Consider the following 18,067-nt stretch of genomic DNA (forward strand, 5'->3'; position numbering starts at 1 on the left):
TGTGATGAGTCGACGTCTCGCCTCTCTCGCCTTGGCTGTCGCCATGACGGCAGGCGCCTGCGCGCCCCGCTACGCGCCTTCCGACTATGCGCTCGCGCAGCCGAGCGGACCCTATCGCCTCGCCAGCGGCGACCGCCTGCGCATCATCGTCTTTGGGCAGGACAATCTCTCGAACATCTATGCGGTGGACGCCTCCGGGAGGATCTCGATGCCGCTGATCGACGCGGTCGAGGCGCAGGGGCGCACGACCCAGCAGCTCGAGAAAGCGATCGAGGGACGGCTGCGGGCCGGCTTCCTGCGCGAGCCCAAGGTCTCCGTCGAGGTCGACACCTACCGTCCCTTCTTTGTGCTCGGCGAAGTCACCAATTCCGGCCAGTTTGCCTTCGTGCCGGGAATGACCGTGCAGACGGCGGTGGCGATCGCCGGCGGCTTCACGCCACGCGGCCAGCGCTCCTATGCCGAGGTGACGCGCCAGGTCGAAGGCCAGCTCGTCACCGCCAGCGTGCCGATCACCTATCCCGTCCAGCCAGGCGACACGATCGTCATCAAGGAGCGCTGGTTCTGAGCGCGGCCAGGGGAGCCTGGCTGCCGGAGGCTGCCCAATGACCGACACCTCGCTGCCGCGGCTGCGTATCCTGCACGTCTTTCGGGCCCCGCTCGGCGGCCTCTTCCGGCATGTGCTCGACCTCGCACGCGGCCAGGCGGAGCGCGGCCACCAGGTCGGGATCTTCTGCGATTCAACGACCGGCGGAGCCCGCGCCGATGATGTCTTCGCCGATCTCGAGAGCCTCCTGAGCCTCGGCGTCACGCGCGTGCCGATGTCGCGCTATCCCAACATCACCGACGCCAGGGCGCAGATGAGCGCGATCTCGGTGCGCTCGCGGCTCGACCCCGACATCGTCCACTGCCACGGTTCCAAGGGCGGCCTTTACGGGCGGCTGCCGGCCCTCGCCAGCCCCGGGCGCCGCTACGCCACGGCCTACACCCCACATGGCGGCAGCTTCAACTACAAGCCCGGCGGAACCGAGCATAAGCTCTACATGGCGGTCGAGCGGCTTCTCGAACCTGCAACGGACATGTTCCTGTTCGAGAGCCGCTTCATTGCCGGGCGCTTCGAAGCCTATATCGGCCATATGCCGCGCACCGATCATCGGATCGTCCTGAACGGCATCTCGGACCCGGAATTCGTTCCGGTCGACCACACGGAGGCGAGCTTCGACCTCCTGTATCTCGGCGAACTTCGCTCGGCGAAAGGCATCGACACGCTGATCGACGCGCTCAGCCTGCTCAAGAGCCGCGACGGCCTGGCGCCCCGCATGCTCATCGTCGGCTCCGGCCCGGACGAGGCGGCGCTGCGCGCGCTCACCATATCGCGCGGCATCGCGGAGCAATGCGTCTTCGAGCCGCCCGGCCCGATCCGGCGAGCCTTGTCGCGAGCCCTCGTCATGGTCGTGCCGTCGCGGGCGGAATCGCTGCCCTATGTCATCCTGGAAGCGGCGGCAGCAGCCCAGCCGCTGGTCTCCACCGATGTCGGCGGCATCAACGAGATCTACGGGCCCCGCCACAGGAACCGGCTGATTCCGGCCAACGACCCGGTCGTACTGGCCGATGCCATCCGCAGCATGCTGGCGACCCCCGCCGCGGCCCGCGACGCGCAGGCCGCAGATCTCGCGCGGCATGTGCGCGAGAACTTTCGGCTCGATGCGATGACCGACGGCGTGATTGCGGCCTATCGTGACGCCTTGGCGAAGCGTAGCGAGGCCCAGCCGGAACGGCCGGTCAAAGCAGCTTGAGTGCTAGCACGCCGGCGATCACCAGGGCGATGCCGGCCCAGCCCGTCGGCCGAATGCGCTGACCGAAGGCCAGCATGCCGACGAGAGCGGTGATGACGAGGCCCGCCCCGCCCCAGACCGCATAGGCCACGGACAGGTCCATGCCGCGGATCGCCTGAGCTAGGGCAGCGAAGGCACCGATCACCATGACGATTCCGAGCAGGCCGATCAGACGACGGCTCATACCGTCGGAGAGCTTGAGCAGGCAGGAGCCCGTGACTTCGAGCACGACCGCCAGCGCCAGCCAGGCGATGGCGAGCGCCTGAGGCATCAGCGCGACGGTCACACCAGCCTCCCGTCGACGCGAGCGTGGCGGGCTTCTTCGGCCTCGGCGTCACCGACACCGCGCTCGAGCAGCAGGATACCGGCGAGGATCGCGGCCAGCGCCACGAGGCGGCCGGCAGTCAGATGCTCGCCGAAGAGCAGATGGCCGATGACGGCAATGCCGACGATGCCTAGCCCCTCCCAGACCGCGTAGGCGACAGCCAGCGGGATGACGCGCAGCGCGATGCTGAGCAGGGCGAAGGACAGGCCGATCAGAGCCAGAGGCAGGAACGCCACCAGCCAGGGAGCCGAGACGACCGACTTCAGCGCGGCCGTCGCGACGATCTCGACGGCGATGGCCGCGAGCAGGAAGAACCAATGGGTAGACATGTTGCACACGGGCGAAGCCGGCAACGGGGATCGCGGGGGCGATACCAGGCAGCTAAGCAAAAGTTGGAGTTTGAGATCAGGTCCGGATCAAAAAGGCTCTCGGCGGAAAACCGCCTCGAAAGCAGCACGGCAATCGACTCTCGGCCACAGAGGCCAAAAACTTGATCGCTCAAAAATGTGCTTCTCAGACACTCATCGCAGATGGATATAGCCTTCACATTGCTTCGCGTCAACCTAAGACAACTTCATTACAGTTTCGGCACTCAAGAACGACATCCATCGCAAGCGATCAAAACCGGTCCAATATCTTGATCCCCCAAGCGAAATTCGTGGTCCTGGCACGAGCGTTCCGACGTGCCGGCCCAAGGTAAGCCAGAGACCGCCAAGGCAGCCGAGGGGCCTGGGACAACGACACAATCCGCGCTCTAGCCGGCCAACCGCGCGGCTATGGAAACAGTAACCGGTCCGATTAAGCCTTCCGTGAGCATTTTCCGATAGGTCAGCGGCAAGATCGGCAACCGGCGCGGCCAGCGACCGGCCGCGTCGACAGCGACCAGGGTTGCAGCGACCAGGGATTTGACGTCATGGGTGCCTTCGATGTCCGGGATCTGATGAAGGCGGATGCAGCCGCCTCGGCTACGCCCGAGATGTTCGGCCCATCCAGCAGCGGTACGCGGATCTTTCACCCGCTCGCCGAGCGTATCGCAGCGATCCCGGTGAAGCCGACGCTCTCCCCTGTGATGATCGAGGGGCTGGTCCGGTTCTTCGACGTGCTGGCCATCATCGGCGCCGGCGGGCTGGTCTACTGGCTCTATGTCGCCGGCGTCGTCGACAGCACCCTGCCCTATCAGGTCACCATTCCGGCGCTGGCCGTCGGCGCGCTCGCAGTGTTCCAGTCGCTGCATCTCTACCATGTCGGTGCGCTCAGGAACTTCATCGCCATGGCGGTGAGGCTTGCCAGCGGCTGGACGCTGCTGTTCCTGGTCACGCTCGCCGTCTTTTTCTTCCTGAAGATCGGCGACCAGGTCTCGCGCGTCTGGCTGCTCGGCTTCTACGGCGTCGGCGTGGCGGCACTGCTGACCGAGCGCCTGATCGTCACGCTCGGCGTGCGGCATCTCACCCGGACGGGGCGGCTGGAGCGGCGCACGGCCATCGTCGGCGGCGGCGAAGGTGGCGAGGCCCTGATCCGCGCGCTCGAGGCACAGCGCGACACAGGCCTGCGCATCTGCGGCGTCTTCGACGACCGCAATGACGACCGCTCGCCCGATCTCGTCGCCGGCTACCCGAAGCTCGGCACGATCGACGACCTCGTCGAATTCGCGCGCCGCACCAAGCTTGATCTCGTGATCTTCACCCTGCCGATCTCGGCGGAAGCGCGCCTGCTCACCATGCTGCGCAAGCTCTGGGTGCTGCCGATCGACATCCGCCTCTCGGCGCATATGTCGAAGCTGCGTTTCCGCCCGCGCTCCTACTCCTATTTCGGCGCGGTGCCGGTGCTCGACGTCTTCGACCGGCCGATCGCGGACTGGGACATCGTGGTCAAATGGGTCTTCGACAAGGTCGTCGGAACGCTGGCGCTGATCGCGCTCTCGCCGGTGATGCTGGCGACGGCCATAGCGATCAAGCTCGACTCGAAGGGGCCGGTGCTGTTCCGCCAGAAGCGCTACGGCTTCAACAACGAGCAGATCGAGGTACTGAAGTTTCGCTCGCTCTACCATGAGATGAGCGACCACGCGGCCGCCAAGCAGGTCACCAAGAACGACCCCCGCGTCACCCGGGTCGGCCGTTTCATCCGCAAGACCTCGCTGGACGAGCTGCCGCAGCTGTTCAACGTCGTACTGAAGGGCAACCTCTCGCTGGTCGGCCCGCGCCCGCATGCAGTCCACGCCACGGCCTCGAACCGCGCCTACGAACAGGTCGTCGACGGCTATTTCGCCCGCCACAAGGTCAAGCCCGGCATCACCGGCTGGGCGCAGGTCAATGGCTGGCGCGGCGAGACCGACACCGAGGACAAGATCCAGCGCCGCGTCGAGCACGATCTCTACTACATCGAGAACTGGTCGGTGCTGCTCGATCTCTTCATCCTGGTGAAGACGCCGCTCTCGCTGATGACAAAGACCGAGAACGCCTATTGAGCGCGGTCGCCGACAGCGCTGGGCCGAAGCCGGGCCACCGCGGCCGTCTGCGCATCTCGCATGCCTCGATCAAGCGCGGCGCGCTATGGTTGCTGACGGCGTCGAGCTGGGTGGCGCTGATCGAGCCGTCGCCTTACGAGATCGCATTCCTTCTCGTCTTGCTGGTCTTCGCCGTCACCGGCATCCGCTTCTCGCAGCGGCTGCTGCCGCTGGCCTTCCTGCTGCTGGTCTTCAACATCGGCGGATTGTTCTCGCTGATCCCGTGGATGAGCGATCCCGATGCCGTCCGCTTCATGGCGGTCTCGCTCTATCTGATGATCACGGCCGTGGTCATCGCCGCGATCCTGGCCGAGGACACGCTCGGACGGCTGGAGACCCTGCGCAAAGGCTATCTGTTCGCAGCCTGGTGCGCCGGAATCGCCGGCATCCTCGGCTATTTCAACATCGCCGGCCTCGGCGACAGCTTCACGCTCTATGGGCGTGCCTCCGGCACCTTCAAGGACTCGAACGTGCTCGGACCGTTTCTGGTGCTGCCGATCGTCTTCGGCATCCAGCGCATCCTGAATGGCCAGAGCGGGCTGGTGCGCGGCCTGCTCTCGATCAGCATCCCGCTCCTTGCACTGTTCCTAACCTTCTCGCGCGGGGCGTGGGGCAATCTCGCGGCCTCCGTGCTGATCATGGTCGCGCTGTCGTTTCTTGTCGCACCGGATGCGGCGCGGCGCGCGCGGATCGTCGCGCTCACCCTGATCACGCTGATGCTGGCGGTCGTGGCGCTTCTGGTCGCGCTGTCATTCGAGGACATTCGCGCGGTCTTCGAGACCCGCGCCAGCTTCGACCAGAGTTACGACCAGGGCGTGACGGGTCGGTTCGGTAGCCAGCTGCGCTCGATTCCGCTCCTGCTCGACGAGCCGAACGGCTTCGGGCCGCTGCGCTTTCGCTGGCTCTTCAACCAGCAGGATCCGCACAACGTCTATGTCAACGCCTTCGCCTCCTATGGCTGGCTCGGCGGCTTCTCCTGGCTCGCCCTGATGGCGGCGACCTCCTATGTCGGCTGGCGGCTCGCCTTCCGGCGCGCGCCGACGCAGCAGCATGCGATCGCGATCTGGGCGGTGCTGTTCATCCACATCCTCCAGGGCCTGCAGATCGACACCGACCACTGGCGCCACTTCTACCTGATGCTCGGCCTCGTCTGGGGCCTGACCGCCGCTGTGTCACCTGTTCGCATCGCCAAGGCGAAGGCGAGCTGAAACATGGCGGCGGAGCGCAATCTCAACGTCCAAGTCCTGCGCGCGGTGGCGGCCTTTCTCGTGGTCGTCGGCCATGCGGCGCATGAGACCGAGGTGATGTCCGCCGCGCTGGGCCGCCCCGCCGCCGACCTGTCGGCGGTCAATTGGGGCTTCGGCGTCGACATCTTCTTCGTCATTTCCGGCTTCATCATGGTCTACACCTCGGCCGATCTCTTCGGCCGACCGGGCGCATGGCGCATCTTCCTGACCCGGCGCCTGATCCGGATCGTGCCGCTCTATTGGTTGCTGACGACAGCGCTGCTGGTCGGCGCCCTGCTGATGCCGCAGCTGCTCAACGTACCGATCAGCGACTGGAAGCACGTCCTGGCGTCCTATCTCTTCATCCCCAGCATGCGCGTTCCCGGCGAGATCCGCCCGGTCATGGCGCTCGGCTGGACTCTGAACATGGAGATGTTCTTCTACGTCCTCTTCGCCGCCGCGCTGGCGTTCCCCTTCCGCCGCGGCATGGCGGTGCTCACGCTGGCGATCCTGAGCTTCGCGACGATCGGGCTGGCGTTCCAACCTGAGCAGGTCCAGCTCGCCTTCTGGAGCCAGTCGCTCGTGCTGGAATTCCTCTTCGGCTGCCTGCTCGCCGTGGCGTTCCTCAACGGCGCCCGCCTGACGGCTCCGGTGGCGATCGTGCTCGGGCTGATCGGCTTCGCGGGGATGCTGAAGGTTCCCGGCCTCGACGGAGAGCCCACGGCGTTCGACGGGCTGCGCTGGGGCGTGCCGGCGCTGCTCGTGGTGGCGGCGGCGGCCCTTTCTCCGGGATCGTCGTCGCGCGCCGTGCTATGGCTCGCGGCGCTGGGCGACGCCTCCTACAGCCTCTATCTGGCGCATCCCTTCATCCTGCGGCCGCTCCGCAACGTCTGGATCAACTTTGTCGGCGACTCCATCTCGCTGACGGTCTACGTCCTCGTCGCGGCAGCGATCGCCACGCTCGGCTCCGTGCTGGTCTATCGCTGGCTCGAGCGGCCCCTGCTGCGCTGGGCGCAAGCCTGGCTCGGCCCTTCGAGCAAACGGCCGGCACACGCGCCGGAACAGGCAGCCGCCCTGTCCTGAGCCGGCCGCCCAAGGCTGACATATCCGTTCAGGCGGCGCGGTCCTTGCGCACGACGACATAGGCGTAGGTCGTCACCAGGTCCCAGCCGATCTTCGCCGCGAGCGCATTGAAGGCATGGTCGGCCTGCTTCAGGCCGGGCATGCGATCGAAATAGCCATGGCCCCAGAAGCGCTGGATGTGAACATCGGAGAAGCCGGCGCGGTTCAGCATCGGCGTGAGCTGTCCCCTGCTGCCGCGGCACCAGTCGTAATGGGCCGGGAACTTCGGATCGCCGCCGCCGTCGCGCCGCAGCGGGAAGAGCGCATGGACGATCGCGCGCGAGGCCTTTTCCGGCAGGACGTGGTTCAGCGCGAAGACCGGAGCCCAGAGCGTCGGGAAGAAGGCGAGCGCGACGCCGCCGGGCGCCAGCAGGGCATGGATGTTGGTCCAGGCGCGCTCGACATCCGCGACATGCTCGAAAACCATGCGCGAGACCATCAGATCATAGCCTCCACGCGCGACGTCGGGCTCGGACAGGTCTCCGGCTATATCGAAGCGCGCGGTCTTGAGCCCTGCCGGCGTCAATGCCAGTTCGCCGGCATCGATGTCGTTGACGATGAGATCGATGCCGCGGCGCCTCGCCTGCTCAGCCGTGAACAGCGGGTCGCGCCCGCCGCCGATCTCGCAGACACGGTGCAGGCCGAGGCGCTGGCTCAAGTCGAGAATGGTCGATTCGTAGTTGTCCCAGGCCCATTGCGAATGCCAATCCGGCGCGAGATCGCGGAAGAAGGCTTCGAGGGAGCCGGAGGATTGCGCCGATGCGCGCATCGCGGGCCGGGCCCGGGCCTCCGTGACTGTCGCCAGTGACATGGTCTTCTCCGCCTGCGTGACCTCCCCGCCCCGCGCAAAACCATGCGGGCAGCGCGCGAAGGCCGCAACCGAAGACTTAATCGAGGGTTAATATCGCCCCGCCCGAGTTGTGCCGCATCGGTTCAATTCACAATCGTGGAGGAACTGCATGAATCAGCCGCCAAAGCGGATTGCATCCCGGCGCACCCGCCACTATAAGCCGACCCGTCGGAGCGTAGCGCAGCCCGGTTAGCGCACTTGTCTGGGGGACAAGGGGTCGGAGGTTCGAATCCTCTCGCTCCGACCATAAATTCCAATAAAATCAAACACCTCTGCCGCCACACATCGGCGCGATGGACAATCCCAGCGCGATCTCCGATCGGCTAGACGGCCTCGCCGTCCATTTTCGCGCCGCGGCCGACGATCTTCAAACTGCCGTCGGGCAGCGGCCTCTGCAGGTAGCTCGCCGTCTCCCAGGGAGCCGTCATCCAGGTCTCGCATTGCTCCGGCGTCGTCAGGATCACCGGCATCGCCTTCGGATGGATGCCCTTGACCTCGGCATTCGGATCGGTGGTGAGGAAGGCATAAAAATCTGCTGAGACCTCGCCTTCCCTGAGCTTCCGCACGCTCCTCCACTGCGGCGTCCAGATTCCGGCAAAGAATGCCGTCGGCCGCGTCTCGTCGAAGGCAAACCAGATGTCGCCACCCTCGGCCTTGTTGAACTCACTGAACGAGGTGAACGGCACCAGGCAGCGATTCTCGACGCCGAGCCAGCGCCGCCAATGCGGACTCTTGGTGTTGCGGACGTTCGTCACGCCCGGATCGGTCTTCTTGCCCTCGAGCGCGAAGACGGGCGACGGCATGCCCCAGCGCGTCATCGCCAGCGTCGGTTGACCGCCTTCGTTGCGGATGATCGGCGCCGCATAGTCGGGGAAGATCCCGGGCTGCGGCACCACCTGTGCCGCAACTTCGAACTTGGCGAACAGCTTCCGCATCGCCTCGACATTTCGCGTGTGGCTGTAGAGATTGCACATCGGGCGAGGCTAGCGTGAAGCTGCCTCCATGTCTGCTCTCGACCCATAGCGCACCTAGAGCCAGGGTCGGCACAGCTTCTGAAATGGCTCCGCCGTGGCGGCGAACCAGTCCGCCGGCTTCGCGTTCCCCAACGGAACGCTCCCGCGATCGTGACTCACGGAAATCAGGCCGCCGTCGTTGTAGGGGATCAGGAGAATTGCCCCTGCATCCTGAGCAGCTGGCATATCGAGAGGGGTTGCGAGTAGGGCATATTCGGACCTCGTTCCCCAAAGGCATTGACTATCATCCAAGGCGGTCTGGACGAAGCCGACAGGATAGGGAGTTCGTGCCCCGTTGAGGTCGATGCGTTCGATGCGGAAGCCCTTGCTTAAGTGTGCGGCTATCGCGTCGGCGGTCACGTGCAAATGATACTCCATGCCGCCTATAATGGCGCGACGGCCAACATCCGCAACCGACCCACAGCAGACGCCTGCTACCGCCCTCGGCAAGTAAGCTCCTGCGCGACAACGAACATCGCGCCTGCGCTCGACCAGCGCCGGCCCGCCCACGCAGGCGTCGACGCTGGTCAGTCCCAGGCCTCTTGTCTGCCGCCGATCACTCGACGATTCGAACAGCTCCCTTGGCGGCGCTGGTCGTCATCGCCGCATAGGCCTTCAGAGCGGTCGAGATCTTGCGCTTGCGCGGTGCGGCGGGCTTCCAGCCATCCTTGCCCTTTGCGTCCATCGCGGCGCGGCGGGTGGCCAGCTCCTCGTCGGAAACCTGTAGTGAAATGCTGCGATTGGGGATGTCGATCGCAATGATGTCGCCGCTCTCGACGAGGCCGATCGCACCGCCCTCGGCGGCTTCCGGCGAGACATGGCCGATCGAGAGCCCTGACGAGCCGCCCGAGAAGCGACCGTCGGTGACCAGCGCGCAGGCTTTCCCCAGCCCCTTCGATTTCAGATAGCTCGTCGGATAGAGCATCTCCTGCATGCCCGGTCCGCCACGCGGCCCCTCATAGCGGATCAGCACGATTTCGCCGGCCTTGACCTTGTTGTTGAGGATGCCTTCGACCGCCGCGTCCTGGCTCTCGAAGATCACGGCCGGGCCGGAGAACTTCAGGATCGAGGCGTCGACGCCGGCCGTCTTCACGATGCAGCCGTCGAGCGCGATGTTGCCGAACAGCACGGCAAGCCCGCCATCCTGCGAATGCGCGTTCGCCTTGCTGCGAATGACGCCCTTCTCGCGGTCGAGATCGAGCTCCTCGAAGCGCCGCTCCTGACTGAAGGCCGTCTGTGTAGGGACACCACCCGGCGCTGCGCTATAGAATGAGCGCACGCTCTCGCTATGGGTCTGGGCGATGTCCCAGCGCACCAGCGCATCGGCCATCGTCGCGCTGTGCACGGTCGGCAGCGAGGTGTCGATCAGCCCGGCGCGATCGAGCTCACCGAGGATCGCCATGATGCCACCGGCGCGGTGAACGTCCTCCATGTGGACGTTGGCGACCGAGGGAGCGACCTTGCAGAGCACCGGCACGCGGCGCGACAGCCGGTCGATATCGGCCATGGTGAAGTCGCATTCCGCCTCATGGGCGGCGGCGAGGAGGTGCAGCACCGTGTTGGTCGAGCCGCCCATGGCGATGTCGAGGGTCATGGCATTCTCGAAGGCCTTGAAGCTCGCGACATTGCGCGGCAGCACCGAGGCGTCGTCCTGCTCGTAGTGGCGCCGGGCCAGATCGACGATCAGATGGCCGGCCTCGACGAAGAGGCCCTTGCGGTCGGCATGGGTCGCGAGCACCGAGCCGTTGCCGGGCAGCGCCAGGCCCAGCGCCTCGGTCAGGCAGTTCATCGAATTGGCGGTGAACATGCCCGAGCAGGAGCCGCAGGTCGGGCAGGCCGAGCGCTCGATCGTCTCGACCTCGGCGTCGCTGTACTTGCTGTCGGCCGCCGCGATCATCGCATCAACGAGATCGACCTTCTTCAGAACTCCCTCGGCGATGTACTTGCCGGCCTCCATCGGCCCGCCCGAGACGAAGACGGTGGGGATATTGAGGCGCATCGACGCCATCAGCATGCCGGGCGTGATCTTGTCGCAATTCGAGATGCAGACCATCGCATCGGCGCAGTGGGCGTTGACCATGTATTCGACGCTGTCGGCGATCAGCTCGCGCGACGGCAGGCTGTAAAGCATGCCGTCATGGCCCATGGCGATGCCGTCATCGACGGCGATGGTGTTGAACTCCTTGGCGACGCCGCCGGCCTTCTCGATCTCGCGCGCGACGAGCTGGCCGAGATCCTTGAGATGGACATGGCCCGGCACGAACTGGGTGAAGGAGTTCACCACGGCGATGATCGGCTTGCCAAAATCGCCATCCTTCATGCCGGTGGCGCGCCAGAGGCCGCGAGCGCCGGCCATGTTGCGACCATGGGTAGAGGTGCGGGAGCGATAGGCGGGCATTTCTTGACCTCTTGTCTTGATCTCTTGCCGAAAACCGAAGGAACCTCATACGAGGCGGAGCGCCAGCTTCAAAATCGAATAATCCGATCCTTGCGATCGGGGCGGCCCATGCTGCGGCGGCGAAGAGAACTGACTATGCTTCGGAACATAGACATCGACCTGCTGCGCTGCTTCCTGACCATCGCCGAGCTGCGAAGCTTCACCAAGGCGGGAGCGGCACTGTTTCGCAGCCAGTCGACGATCTCGACGCAGATCCGGCGGCTGGAGGAGCTCGCAGGCCAGAGCCTGCTGCAGCGCTCACCGCAGGAGGTGCTGCTGACGCGCGCCGGGGAGGATTTCCTGGGCTATGCCCGGCGCATCGTCACGCTGCATGACGAGGCGCTCGACGTGGTCAACGCCCGCAACGTCGCCGGGCGGGTGCGGCTTGCCGTGATGGACGACTACGCCACCCAGGTCCTGCCGCAGCCGCTGGCCCGCTTTGCGCGGCTGAACCCCGATGTCGAGCTGGAAGTCACCACCGGCTTCACGCGCGACCTGCTCGACGATCTCGGCGAGGATTTCGACTTGGTGCTGGCGACCCAGAAGCTCGGCGACGGGCGCGGCGAGATCCTGCGGACGGAGCGTACGGCCTGGGCCTGTTCCGACCGGCATGATTTCGACGTGGGATCCCGGGTTTCGCTCGCCCTGCTCAAGGCCCCGAACATGTACCGCGAATGGGCGCTCGCCGCCCTGAACGACGCCGGCCTGCCCTGGCGCATCCTGTTCAGCAGTTCGAGCATCGGCGCGGTCGAAGCCATGGCCGCTTCGGGCGCCGCCATCACCATCGTCAAGGCCGGCACGGCGCGCAGCGGTTTACGCCTGCTCGGGCCTGAGGACGGCATGCCGGAGCTGCCGGCGTCCGAGATCGCGCTCCACTCCGCCCCCGGCCGACAGGCGCCGGCGGTGCGCGCAATGGCTGGCTTTCTGCAGGAATCGCTCGCTACTCCGCAGGGCTGAGGAAGGCCGGGCGAACCCTTTTCCACAGAATACGCCGTGAAAATGCTTGCCGAATGCAGGGTTATGACCCAACGTCATCCCGCCGCGTTGTCGGGAGTCGTTTCATGCGTGCCCTGTCGCGTTCACATGAGTTCCGGTTGTCGGGCCAATGGGCCGTACTTGTCCGCGCCCTGGCGGTGCTGGCGATCGCGATGGCGATCATCCTACCGCTGATCGACTGAACCGGCGCGCCCGGGCCGCCCGTTCCGCAACCCGTATCGCGGCTCGTATCCGTGTGCATTCGCGCGTAAGCTGTGGCAGCGGCGTGTGACAGAAGGAATGCGGCGATGGCAGCAGAAGGTCGAGGAACACGCGTCTGGCACGATGTGAACACCATCCAGGAAGCGCCCCGCGAGAAGCAGAAGGCGAGCGGCCGCATCGCGGCTGAGGAAGCCGCCGCCCGCAAGAAGATCGAGGCGCTGAGGGCCCTGCGGCTGGCCAGAGAGGCCGCCGAGCCCCCTGCCCCGCCGGCGGCAGCCAAGGCGCCCAAGCGCAAGGCCGCCGCCGCAACGCCATGAGGCGGCACGGCGGCGGCGCGAGCGCCACCGCCGCCAGGTTCAGGCACCCATCAGCCAACCCTTGAGCAGACCGATGTCCGGTTGCGACAGGCCGTGACCGGACGGCAGGACCCGGTGATCGACAGTCGCGCCGTTGCTGGACAGCGTGTGTGCCAGCCGCTCGGCATCATCGGCCGGGACGATCGGGTCCATCGCGCCTGACAGGATCAGTACACGCTTCCCGGCCAGCTGGGCCTGCGGCGGCTTGGCGAACGGCGACATCGCCCGCAAGAGCGCTGCACCGGCCAGCACCTCCGGACGGAGCAGAAGCAAGCTCGCCGCGATATTCGCCCCGTTCGAGAAGCCGACGGCGACAGGCGCGGCCAGGCCATGACGTTCCCGCGCCCAATTGACGAAATCGGCCAGCTCATGCGTGCGACGACGCAGGTCGTCTTCGTCGAAGACGCCTTCCGAGAGCCGCCGGAAGAAGCGCGGCATCGCCCCTTCCAGCACCTTGCCGCGCGGCGAGAGCAGGCTGGCGCCGGGCGCAACCATCCGGCCGAGGCCAAGCAGGTCGCTCTCGTCGCCGCCCGTGCCATGCAGCAGGAGCAGTGGCCGCCGGTCCGTGTCGGTGCCGGGCTCGTAGACATGGATGAAATCGGTGGTCGCGATGGTGTCCATCGTGATCTCCTCCTTTGCAATGTGGTGTCGCCTTGCCTGAAAGGCCTGCTGCCCTGCCCGAACGCAGGCAGGGCGGCGGCGCATTCAGACGAGGGTGGGCAGGATCGCCTCGATCCGCTCGCGCTGCTTCTCCAGACCGGCCGGGAGCTTCAGCGCCTGGCCGAGGCTCTCGGCGGGTTCGTCGACGGCGAAGCCCGGGATGTCGGTCGCGATCTCGAAGAGCACGCGGCCGGGCTCGCGGAAGTAGACGGAGCGGAAGTAGTTCCGGTCCCTCTGCTCCGTCGTGCGGATGCCGTGGTTCTCCGCGAGCTTGCGCACCATTGCCTCCTCCGCCGCGTCATCGGCGGCGCGGAAGGCGATATGGTGGACCGAGCCCGCGCCCTGGCGAGCCGGCAGGAAGCCGCCGGCGACGCGCAGGTCGATGACGTTGCCGAGTGGCGCGCCATCGGCACGGTAGCGGATCAGCGTGTCCTCGCGACCGACTTCGCGGAATCCGAACACATCGCTCAGGATCGCACCCGTGGGAGCCGCATCCTCGAGCAGCAGGCTGACACTGTGGAAGCCGCGGATGGCATGCTCCACCGGCACATCGCTGCCACTCCAGGCCGGCTCGGTCTCGATGCCGGGCACGCCTACGAGGGCAAGCCGCATTCCGTCGCGATCGCGGAAGGCCAGGACCGTCTCGCCGAAGCGCTTCACCGGCGCATCATGCGGCACGCCATGCTCGACGAACCGATGCGTCCAGTATCCGATCGCCGCCGCGGGAATCCGGAACACGGTTTCCTGCGTCTCGCCGACACCGAGCCGGCCAGGAGCGGCATGCTCCCAGGGGAAGAAGGTCAGGATCGTGCCGGGAGCCGCGGCGGCATCACCGTAATAGAGGTGATAGGTGCCGGGATCGTCGAAATTGACGGTCTTCTTGACCAGGCGCAGGCCGAGCACGCGGCCGTAGAAGTCGAGGTTGCGGCGCGCCGGGCCGGCGATCGCCGTGACATGGTGGATGCCGTTGATCTGCATGATGAAGCTCCTTCCGACGCTCGCTCGGGGAGATCCCCGTGACGCGATGCTTTGAGGCGGTTGCCCCGTTGGCGAGGAAGATTGGTCCAGCGCGGCCGAAACGCCAGCGTCAAATCATTGCGCAGGCGCAATGTCGTTATTGGCATCTTGCTGTTTGCATTGCGGCGACACGAGAGCGATCTCTTGTGGCGAGACCAGCCCGGTCCCGCTTCAGGAGACTGCCATCATGATCGACAATCGCCTCGCCCCCTATGGTGCCCTCGGCCTGCGCGTCGCGCTCGGCCTGATGTTCATCGCCCACGCCTATCTCAAGCTCGTGATCTTCACCCCCGCCGGGTTCGCCGGCTTCCTCGGTCAGGTCGGCCTGCCGGCTTTCCTCGCCTGGCCGATCATCCTGGCCGAACTCATCGGCGGCCTCGCGATCCTGACCGGCTTCTATGGCCGCTATGTCTCGATCCTGCTGCTGCCGGTCCTGCTCGGCGCGCTGATGGTCCATGCCCCGAACGGCTGGGTCTTCAATGCCCCGAATGGTGGCTGGGAGTATCCGGCCTTCCTGGCGCTCGCCGCGCTGGCCCACGGCCTGATCGGCGACGGCGCGCTGGCCCTCAAGCCCGCCCCGCTGCCGGTTTCGGCCAAGCCCGCGACCGCCTGACGAGCCGCGCGTATATAGGCTGCCTCTTCGCCGTCATCAGGGCCACAAGGCCTTGATGGCGGCGAAGCCATGTCTGAGAGTGCCGGGATGAACACAGCTACTAAGCCGCAGCCGACGAAGACGCTCGCCTGGGACGATTTCCGCCTGATCAAGGCGATCGCCGACAAGCGGGCCCTGCCGGCCGCCGCGCTTGCGCTCGGCCTCAACCATTCGACCGTCTTCCGCCGCCTCGGCCAGATCGAGGAGGCGCTCGGTATCAAGCTGTTCGAGCGGCATCGCAGCGGCTATGTCGCGACGCCGGCCGGCGATGAGATGGCCCAGCTGGCCGAGCGGTTCGACGGCGACATCAACGCCTTCGCGCTGAAGCTCGCAGGCCAGGACATCAAACCGGCCGGGGAACTGCGCGTCACCACCAACGACACGCTGCTGGTCGACCTGCTGACGCCTGTCCTCGCCGCCTTCCTGGTGCAATGTCCGGACATCCGGCTGGACGTGCTGCTCAGCAACCAGTCGCTCAACCTGTCGAAGCGCGACGCCGATGTCGCGATCCGGGCGACCGACAACCCGCCGGAGACGCTGGTCGGGCGCAGGGCCGCGCGCATCGCCTGGGCGCTCTACGGCCGCGCCGCCGATTTCAGCGATGCCGGGACGGTGGCCATCGAAAACCTCTGGGATCATCGCTGGGTCTCGCTCGGCGAACAGTTCACCGGGCTGAAGGCGGTGCGCTATCTCGCGCAGCATGTCGCGCCCGAACGGATCGTCTACAAGGTCAACACGGTGCTGGGCCTCGCCGAGGCGGTCGAGGCCGGGATCGGGATCGGCTTCCTGCCCTGCTTCATCGCCGACACGAAGCCGGGCCTGACGCGACTGGCCGCGCCCGACCCGGGCTTTGCCGCCGATCTCTGGCTGCTGACGCATCCCGATCTGCGCCATTCGCCGCGCGTGCGCCTGTTCCTCGACTTCATGGCCGGGGAGCTCGGGCGGATGAAACCGCTGATCGAAGGGGCGCTGGCGATCTCGCCACGCGGCCTTCCTGCCCCCGAACCGGCCGGAACCACGCCCCCATGACCGGCGACTGGAGCTTCCTGCCCTGGCTGTTGCTCATCTCGATCCCGCCGGGCATGGCGCTGGCGGGTTACTGGGCGCGCGGCCGCTTCCGCGACAAGGCTCCCAAGGTCCCGCCCGGCGATCCCGGGAACCCGGTCTAGAAAGAACTGCGCCGCCTTCGGCCGCGACCTCGCGACAGGCGTGGGGCGTAGCACCGGGACCTGTTCCGTCCCGGCGCGGCTTGCTCTAGGCTTGCTCTATGGAGATGCTCGTCCCCCTCTTGATCGGCCTGACTCTGATCTGGCTGATCGGCCGCGGCACGCCGTGGAACGCCAAGCTCTTGACGCTCGCCGTCACGCTCGCGGTGATCACCCTCATCATCCTGCTGGAGCGGAGCGGCTACTGGCCGGAGGGCTGGCAGCGCCGCTGAACCTCGGGCTCAAGCGACGAGCTTGAGCCCGACGATGCCGGCGACGATCAACCCGATGCAGGCCAGCCGCAGTGCCGTCGCAGGCTCGCCGAGCAAGATGATGCCGAGAGCGGCGGTGCCGATCGTGCCGATGCCGGTCCAGACGGCGTAGGCCGTTCCGACCGGGAGCTCCTTGAGCGCGAGGCCGAGCAGGCCGAGGCTGACCACCATGCTGGCGAGCGTCAGCGCCGTCGGCACCAGGCGGGTGAAGCCGTCGGTGTACTTCAGGCCGATGGCCCAACCGACCTCGAACAGTCCTGCGATGAAGAGATAGAGCCAAGCCATGACGCCGCTCCTCCTGAAGGGGGCGAGGTCGTCCACGCCTGGAAGGAAAGCGCCAGGGCCTGTGCTCGCTGGCGACAGAGGTCGTCCTCTGCGGCCGATCTAGGGCGCGGCGCGGAAGCTTTCAAGCCTCCGCCAGGAAGGTTCAGCCCCTCCCCCTTCAGCCGCTCTCGGCAGCGGGCTGCAGCGCGCGATCGAGGATGCGCTTGCATTCGCCGAGTTCGGCGAGCACCGCGGTCAACAGCGTGATGTCGTCGAGACCGGGGGGCACAGGTGCGCGTGCCTGCTGCCTCGGCGCGGCCTCTGCCGTGGGCGGCGGGGCTGCGCTTCCTGCCTCGGTCGGCGGGGGGCCGATCGGCGCGCCGCGGCCGATCGCCTGGACATGGCGCGGGCCCTGCTCCTTGAGAATGCGCTGGAGCCCCTTGATCGTATAGCCTTCGCCGTAGAGCAGCCGGCGGATACCCTTCAGCAGCGCGACATCATCGGGGCGATAATAGCGCCGGCCGCCGCCGCGCTTGAGCGGCTTGATCTGGGAAAAGCGCGTTTCCCAGAAGCGCAGGACATGCTGGGGAATGTCGAGGTCTTCGGCGACCTCGCTGATGGTCCGGAAGGCATCTGCGCTCTTGGTGTCCATGTCGGCCTCGCTATCGCCGTTGTGGAACTCCAAATTCACGTGTCCTCACTCACTCGTCTTCGCCTTCGCCCGCCTGCCCGTTGATACGGGCCTTCATCACATTCGAGGGCTTGAACACCATCACGCGGCGCGGCTCGATCGGAACCTCGACGCCCGTCTTCGGATTACGCCCGATTCGCTCGCCCTTGTCGCGCACGACGAAGGATCCGAATGAAGAAAGCTTGACGTTCTCGCCCCGGGCGACTGCATCGCAGATCTCATCCAGAACGGCCTCGACGAGCTTCGACGACTCCGTCCGAGACAGGCCGATCTTCTGATATACGGCCTCGCTCAAATCGGCCCGCGTAACCGTTTGCCCCGACATTCATATCCTCCAAGGCGTTATGCGGCCGATGGGCACGCCATCGGCTCTCGCCATTATGGATGGCGAACGCTAGGCGCAGCCGCTGCCGCGGTCAATGCTCGAACGGGCGCACATGCTCCC

General features: G+C 66.4%; 21 protein-coding genes and 1 tRNA gene. 12 read left to right on the forward strand and 10 right to left on the reverse strand.

Annotation, left to right across the window (positions count from 1 at the left end; all coding sequences use genetic code 11):
- Positions 1–4 precede the first annotated feature (4 nt).
- Both VGN82_RS16240 and VGN82_RS16245 read left to right on the forward strand, forming a co-directional pair.
- Positions 5–565 carry a polysaccharide biosynthesis/export family protein gene (locus VGN82_RS16240; RefSeq protein ID WP_327528081.1) on the forward strand — a complete coding sequence of 187 codons (561 nt, stop codon included), beginning with the start codon at positions 5–7 and terminating at the stop codon, positions 563–565.
- A 37-nt stretch (positions 566–602) separates the two neighbouring features.
- Positions 603–1,793, forward strand: a complete 1,191-nt coding sequence (locus VGN82_RS16245) for a glycosyltransferase (RefSeq protein WP_327528082.1) — start codon at positions 603–605, stop codon at positions 1,791–1,793.
- On the opposite strand, the gene mdtI is transcribed toward VGN82_RS16245, so the two are convergent.
- Together mdtI and VGN82_RS16255 are read right to left on the reverse strand one after the other, a co-directional pair.
- The gene (mdtI, locus tag VGN82_RS16250; RefSeq protein ID WP_327528083.1) at positions 1,780–2,118 is read right to left on the reverse strand and encodes a multidrug/spermidine efflux SMR transporter subunit MdtI; all 339 of its coding nucleotides are present in this window, start codon (positions 2,116–2,118) and stop codon (positions 1,780–1,782) included. The two genes, VGN82_RS16245 and mdtI, sit on opposite strands and share 14 nt — an antisense overlap.
- Entirely contained in the window at positions 2,115–2,486 is a 372-nt protein-coding gene (locus tag VGN82_RS16255) for a DMT family transporter (RefSeq protein WP_327528084.1), read from the reverse strand. The genes mdtI and VGN82_RS16255 overlap by 4 nt, the downstream gene beginning before the upstream one ends.
- Before the next feature lie 584 nt (positions 2,487–3,070).
- Between VGN82_RS16255 and VGN82_RS16260 the strand changes: the two genes are divergently transcribed.
- The 3 genes from VGN82_RS16260 to VGN82_RS16270 are packed head-to-tail and all read left to right on the forward strand — an operon-like array spanning position 3,071 to position 6,969.
- Positions 3,071–4,621: an undecaprenyl-phosphate glucose phosphotransferase gene (locus VGN82_RS16260; RefSeq protein WP_327528085.1), complete on the forward strand. Its 1,551-nt coding sequence runs from the start codon at positions 3,071–3,073 to the stop codon at positions 4,619–4,621.
- Entirely contained in the window at positions 4,618–5,868 is a 1,251-nt protein-coding gene (locus tag VGN82_RS16265; protein WP_327528086.1) for an O-antigen ligase family protein, read from the forward strand. Before VGN82_RS16260 ends, VGN82_RS16265 begins: the two co-directional genes overlap by 4 nt.
- Positions 5,869–5,871: 3 nt before the next feature.
- The gene (locus VGN82_RS16270; protein WP_327528087.1) at positions 5,872–6,969 is read left to right on the forward strand and encodes an acyltransferase family protein; all 1,098 of its coding nucleotides are present in this window, start codon (positions 5,872–5,874) and stop codon (positions 6,967–6,969) included.
- 28 nt (positions 6,970–6,997) lie between these two features.
- On the opposite strand, the gene VGN82_RS16275 is transcribed toward VGN82_RS16270, so the two are convergent.
- Positions 6,998–7,819: a class I SAM-dependent methyltransferase gene (locus VGN82_RS16275; RefSeq protein ID WP_327528088.1), complete on the reverse strand. Its 822-nt coding sequence runs from the start codon at positions 7,817–7,819 to the stop codon at positions 6,998–7,000.
- A 208-nt stretch (positions 7,820–8,027) separates the two neighbouring features.
- Here VGN82_RS16275 and VGN82_RS16280 point away from each other — a divergent pair.
- A tRNA-Pro gene (locus VGN82_RS16280) sits at positions 8,028–8,105 on the forward strand.
- Positions 8,106–8,181: 76 nt separating this feature from the next.
- Here VGN82_RS16280 and VGN82_RS16285 read toward each other — a convergent pair.
- Positions 8,182–8,832 (reverse strand): SOS response-associated peptidase, encoded by a 651-nt coding sequence (locus tag VGN82_RS16285; RefSeq protein ID WP_327528089.1) that lies wholly within the window; start codon positions 8,830–8,832, stop codon positions 8,182–8,184.
- A 595-nt stretch (positions 8,833–9,427) separates the two neighbouring features.
- A complete protein-coding gene (ilvD, locus tag VGN82_RS16290) occupies positions 9,428–11,269 on the reverse strand; it encodes a dihydroxy-acid dehydratase (protein ID WP_327528090.1) in 1,842 nt (613 codons plus the stop codon).
- Positions 11,270–11,404: 135 nt separating this feature from the next.
- Here ilvD and VGN82_RS16295 point away from each other — a divergent pair, with 135 nt between their 5' ends.
- On the forward strand, positions 11,405–12,265 hold the full coding sequence (locus VGN82_RS16295) for a LysR substrate-binding domain-containing protein (protein ID WP_327528091.1): 861 nt from the start codon (positions 11,405–11,407) through the stop codon (positions 12,263–12,265).
- Positions 12,266–12,591: 326 nt separating this feature from the next.
- Entirely contained in the window at positions 12,592–12,822 is a 231-nt protein-coding gene (locus VGN82_RS16300) for a transcriptional regulator (RefSeq protein ID WP_327528092.1), read from the forward strand.
- Positions 12,823–12,861: 39 nt separating this feature from the next.
- On the opposite strand, the gene VGN82_RS16305 is transcribed toward VGN82_RS16300, so the two are convergent.
- Positions 12,862–13,482: an alpha/beta hydrolase gene (locus tag VGN82_RS16305; RefSeq protein ID WP_327528093.1), complete on the reverse strand. Its 621-nt coding sequence runs from the start codon at positions 13,480–13,482 to the stop codon at positions 12,862–12,864.
- An 84-nt stretch (positions 13,483–13,566) separates the two neighbouring features.
- Positions 13,567–14,499, reverse strand: coding sequence for a ring-cleaving dioxygenase (locus VGN82_RS16310; RefSeq protein WP_327528094.1), 933 nt, complete (start codon positions 14,497–14,499; stop codon positions 13,567–13,569).
- Between the two features lie 226 nt (positions 14,500–14,725).
- Between VGN82_RS16310 and VGN82_RS16315 the strand changes: the two genes are divergently transcribed.
- From VGN82_RS16315 to VGN82_RS16330, 4 genes are all read left to right on the forward strand, one after another.
- Complete coding sequence (locus tag VGN82_RS16315) at positions 14,726–15,151, forward strand: DoxX family protein (protein ID WP_327528095.1); 426 nt, start codon at positions 14,726–14,728, stop codon at positions 15,149–15,151.
- Positions 15,152–15,238: 87 nt separating this feature from the next.
- The gene (locus VGN82_RS16320) at positions 15,239–16,219 is read left to right on the forward strand and encodes a LysR family transcriptional regulator (RefSeq protein WP_327528096.1); all 981 of its coding nucleotides are present in this window, start codon (positions 15,239–15,241) and stop codon (positions 16,217–16,219) included.
- Positions 16,216–16,359, forward strand: a complete 144-nt coding sequence (locus VGN82_RS16325) for a hypothetical protein (RefSeq protein WP_327528097.1) — start codon at positions 16,216–16,218, stop codon at positions 16,357–16,359. Before VGN82_RS16320 ends, VGN82_RS16325 begins: the two co-directional genes overlap by 4 nt.
- A 98-nt stretch (positions 16,360–16,457) precedes the next feature.
- Positions 16,458–16,628, forward strand: coding sequence for a hypothetical protein (locus VGN82_RS16330; RefSeq protein WP_327528098.1), 171 nt, complete (start codon positions 16,458–16,460; stop codon positions 16,626–16,628).
- Between the two features lie 9 nt (positions 16,629–16,637).
- Here VGN82_RS16330 and sugE read toward each other — a convergent pair whose 3' ends face one another.
- The 3 genes from sugE to VGN82_RS16345 form a co-directional block, all read right to left on the reverse strand.
- Positions 16,638–16,952: a quaternary ammonium compound efflux SMR transporter SugE gene (gene sugE / locus VGN82_RS16335; RefSeq protein WP_327528099.1), complete on the reverse strand. Its 315-nt coding sequence runs from the start codon at positions 16,950–16,952 to the stop codon at positions 16,638–16,640.
- A gap of 157 nt (positions 16,953–17,109) precedes the next feature.
- Positions 17,110–17,583, reverse strand: a complete 474-nt coding sequence (locus VGN82_RS16340) for a MerR family transcriptional regulator (protein ID WP_327528100.1) — start codon at positions 17,581–17,583, stop codon at positions 17,110–17,112.
- 49 nt (positions 17,584–17,632) lie between these two features.
- Positions 17,633–17,947, reverse strand: a complete 315-nt coding sequence (locus VGN82_RS16345) for an integration host factor subunit alpha (protein ID WP_327528101.1) — start codon at positions 17,945–17,947, stop codon at positions 17,633–17,635.
- Between the last annotated feature and the right edge of the window lie 120 nt (positions 17,948–18,067).

The sequence above is a fragment of the Allobosea sp. genome (assembly GCF_035999205.1).
Lineage (GTDB): Bacteria > Pseudomonadota > Alphaproteobacteria > Rhizobiales > Beijerinckiaceae > Allobosea.

Bases quoted from the DNA above. Each gene is read 5' to 3' on its own strand.
- VGN82_RS16240 (WP_327528081.1), top strand. From the start codon at position 5: ATGAGTCGACGTCTCGCCTCTCTCGCCTTGGCTGTCGCCATGACGGCA.
- VGN82_RS16245 (WP_327528082.1), top strand. From the start codon at position 603: ATGACCGACACCTCGCTGCCGCGGCTGCGTATCCTGCACGTCTTTCGG.
- VGN82_RS16255 (WP_327528084.1), bottom strand. From the start codon at position 2,486: ATGTCTACCCATTGGTTCTTCCTGCTCGCGGCCATCGCCGTCGAGATC.
- VGN82_RS16260 (WP_327528085.1), top strand. From the start codon at position 3,071: ATGGGTGCCTTCGATGTCCGGGATCTGATGAAGGCGGATGCAGCCGCC.
- VGN82_RS16270 (WP_327528087.1), top strand. From the start codon at position 5,872: ATGGCGGCGGAGCGCAATCTCAACGTCCAAGTCCTGCGCGCGGTGGCG.
- VGN82_RS16275 (WP_327528088.1), bottom strand. From the start codon at position 7,819: ATGTCACTGGCGACAGTCACGGAGGCCCGGGCCCGGCCCGCGATGCGC.
- VGN82_RS16285 (WP_327528089.1), bottom strand. From the start codon at position 8,832: ATGTGCAATCTCTACAGCCACACGCGAAATGTCGAGGCGATGCGGAAG.
- ilvD (WP_327528090.1), bottom strand. From the start codon at position 11,269: ATGCCCGCCTATCGCTCCCGCACCTCTACCCATGGTCGCAACATGGCC.
- VGN82_RS16295 (WP_327528091.1), top strand. From the start codon at position 11,405: ATGCTTCGGAACATAGACATCGACCTGCTGCGCTGCTTCCTGACCATC.
- VGN82_RS16300 (WP_327528092.1), top strand. From the start codon at position 12,592: ATGGCAGCAGAAGGTCGAGGAACACGCGTCTGGCACGATGTGAACACC.
- VGN82_RS16305 (WP_327528093.1), bottom strand. From the start codon at position 13,482: ATGGACACCATCGCGACCACCGATTTCATCCATGTCTACGAGCCCGGC.
- VGN82_RS16310 (WP_327528094.1), bottom strand. From the start codon at position 14,499: ATGCAGATCAACGGCATCCACCATGTCACGGCGATCGCCGGCCCGGCG.
- VGN82_RS16315 (WP_327528095.1), top strand. From the start codon at position 14,726: ATGATCGACAATCGCCTCGCCCCCTATGGTGCCCTCGGCCTGCGCGTC.
- VGN82_RS16320 (WP_327528096.1), top strand. From the start codon at position 15,239: ATGAACACAGCTACTAAGCCGCAGCCGACGAAGACGCTCGCCTGGGAC.
- VGN82_RS16325 (WP_327528097.1), top strand. From the start codon at position 16,216: ATGACCGGCGACTGGAGCTTCCTGCCCTGGCTGTTGCTCATCTCGATC.
- VGN82_RS16330 (WP_327528098.1), top strand. From the start codon at position 16,458: ATGGAGATGCTCGTCCCCCTCTTGATCGGCCTGACTCTGATCTGGCTG.
- sugE (WP_327528099.1), bottom strand. From the start codon at position 16,952: ATGGCTTGGCTCTATCTCTTCATCGCAGGACTGTTCGAGGTCGGTTGG.
- VGN82_RS16340 (WP_327528100.1), bottom strand. From the start codon at position 17,583: ATGGACACCAAGAGCGCAGATGCCTTCCGGACCATCAGCGAGGTCGCC.
- VGN82_RS16345 (WP_327528101.1), bottom strand. From the start codon at position 17,947: ATGTCGGGGCAAACGGTTACGCGGGCCGATTTGAGCGAGGCCGTATAT.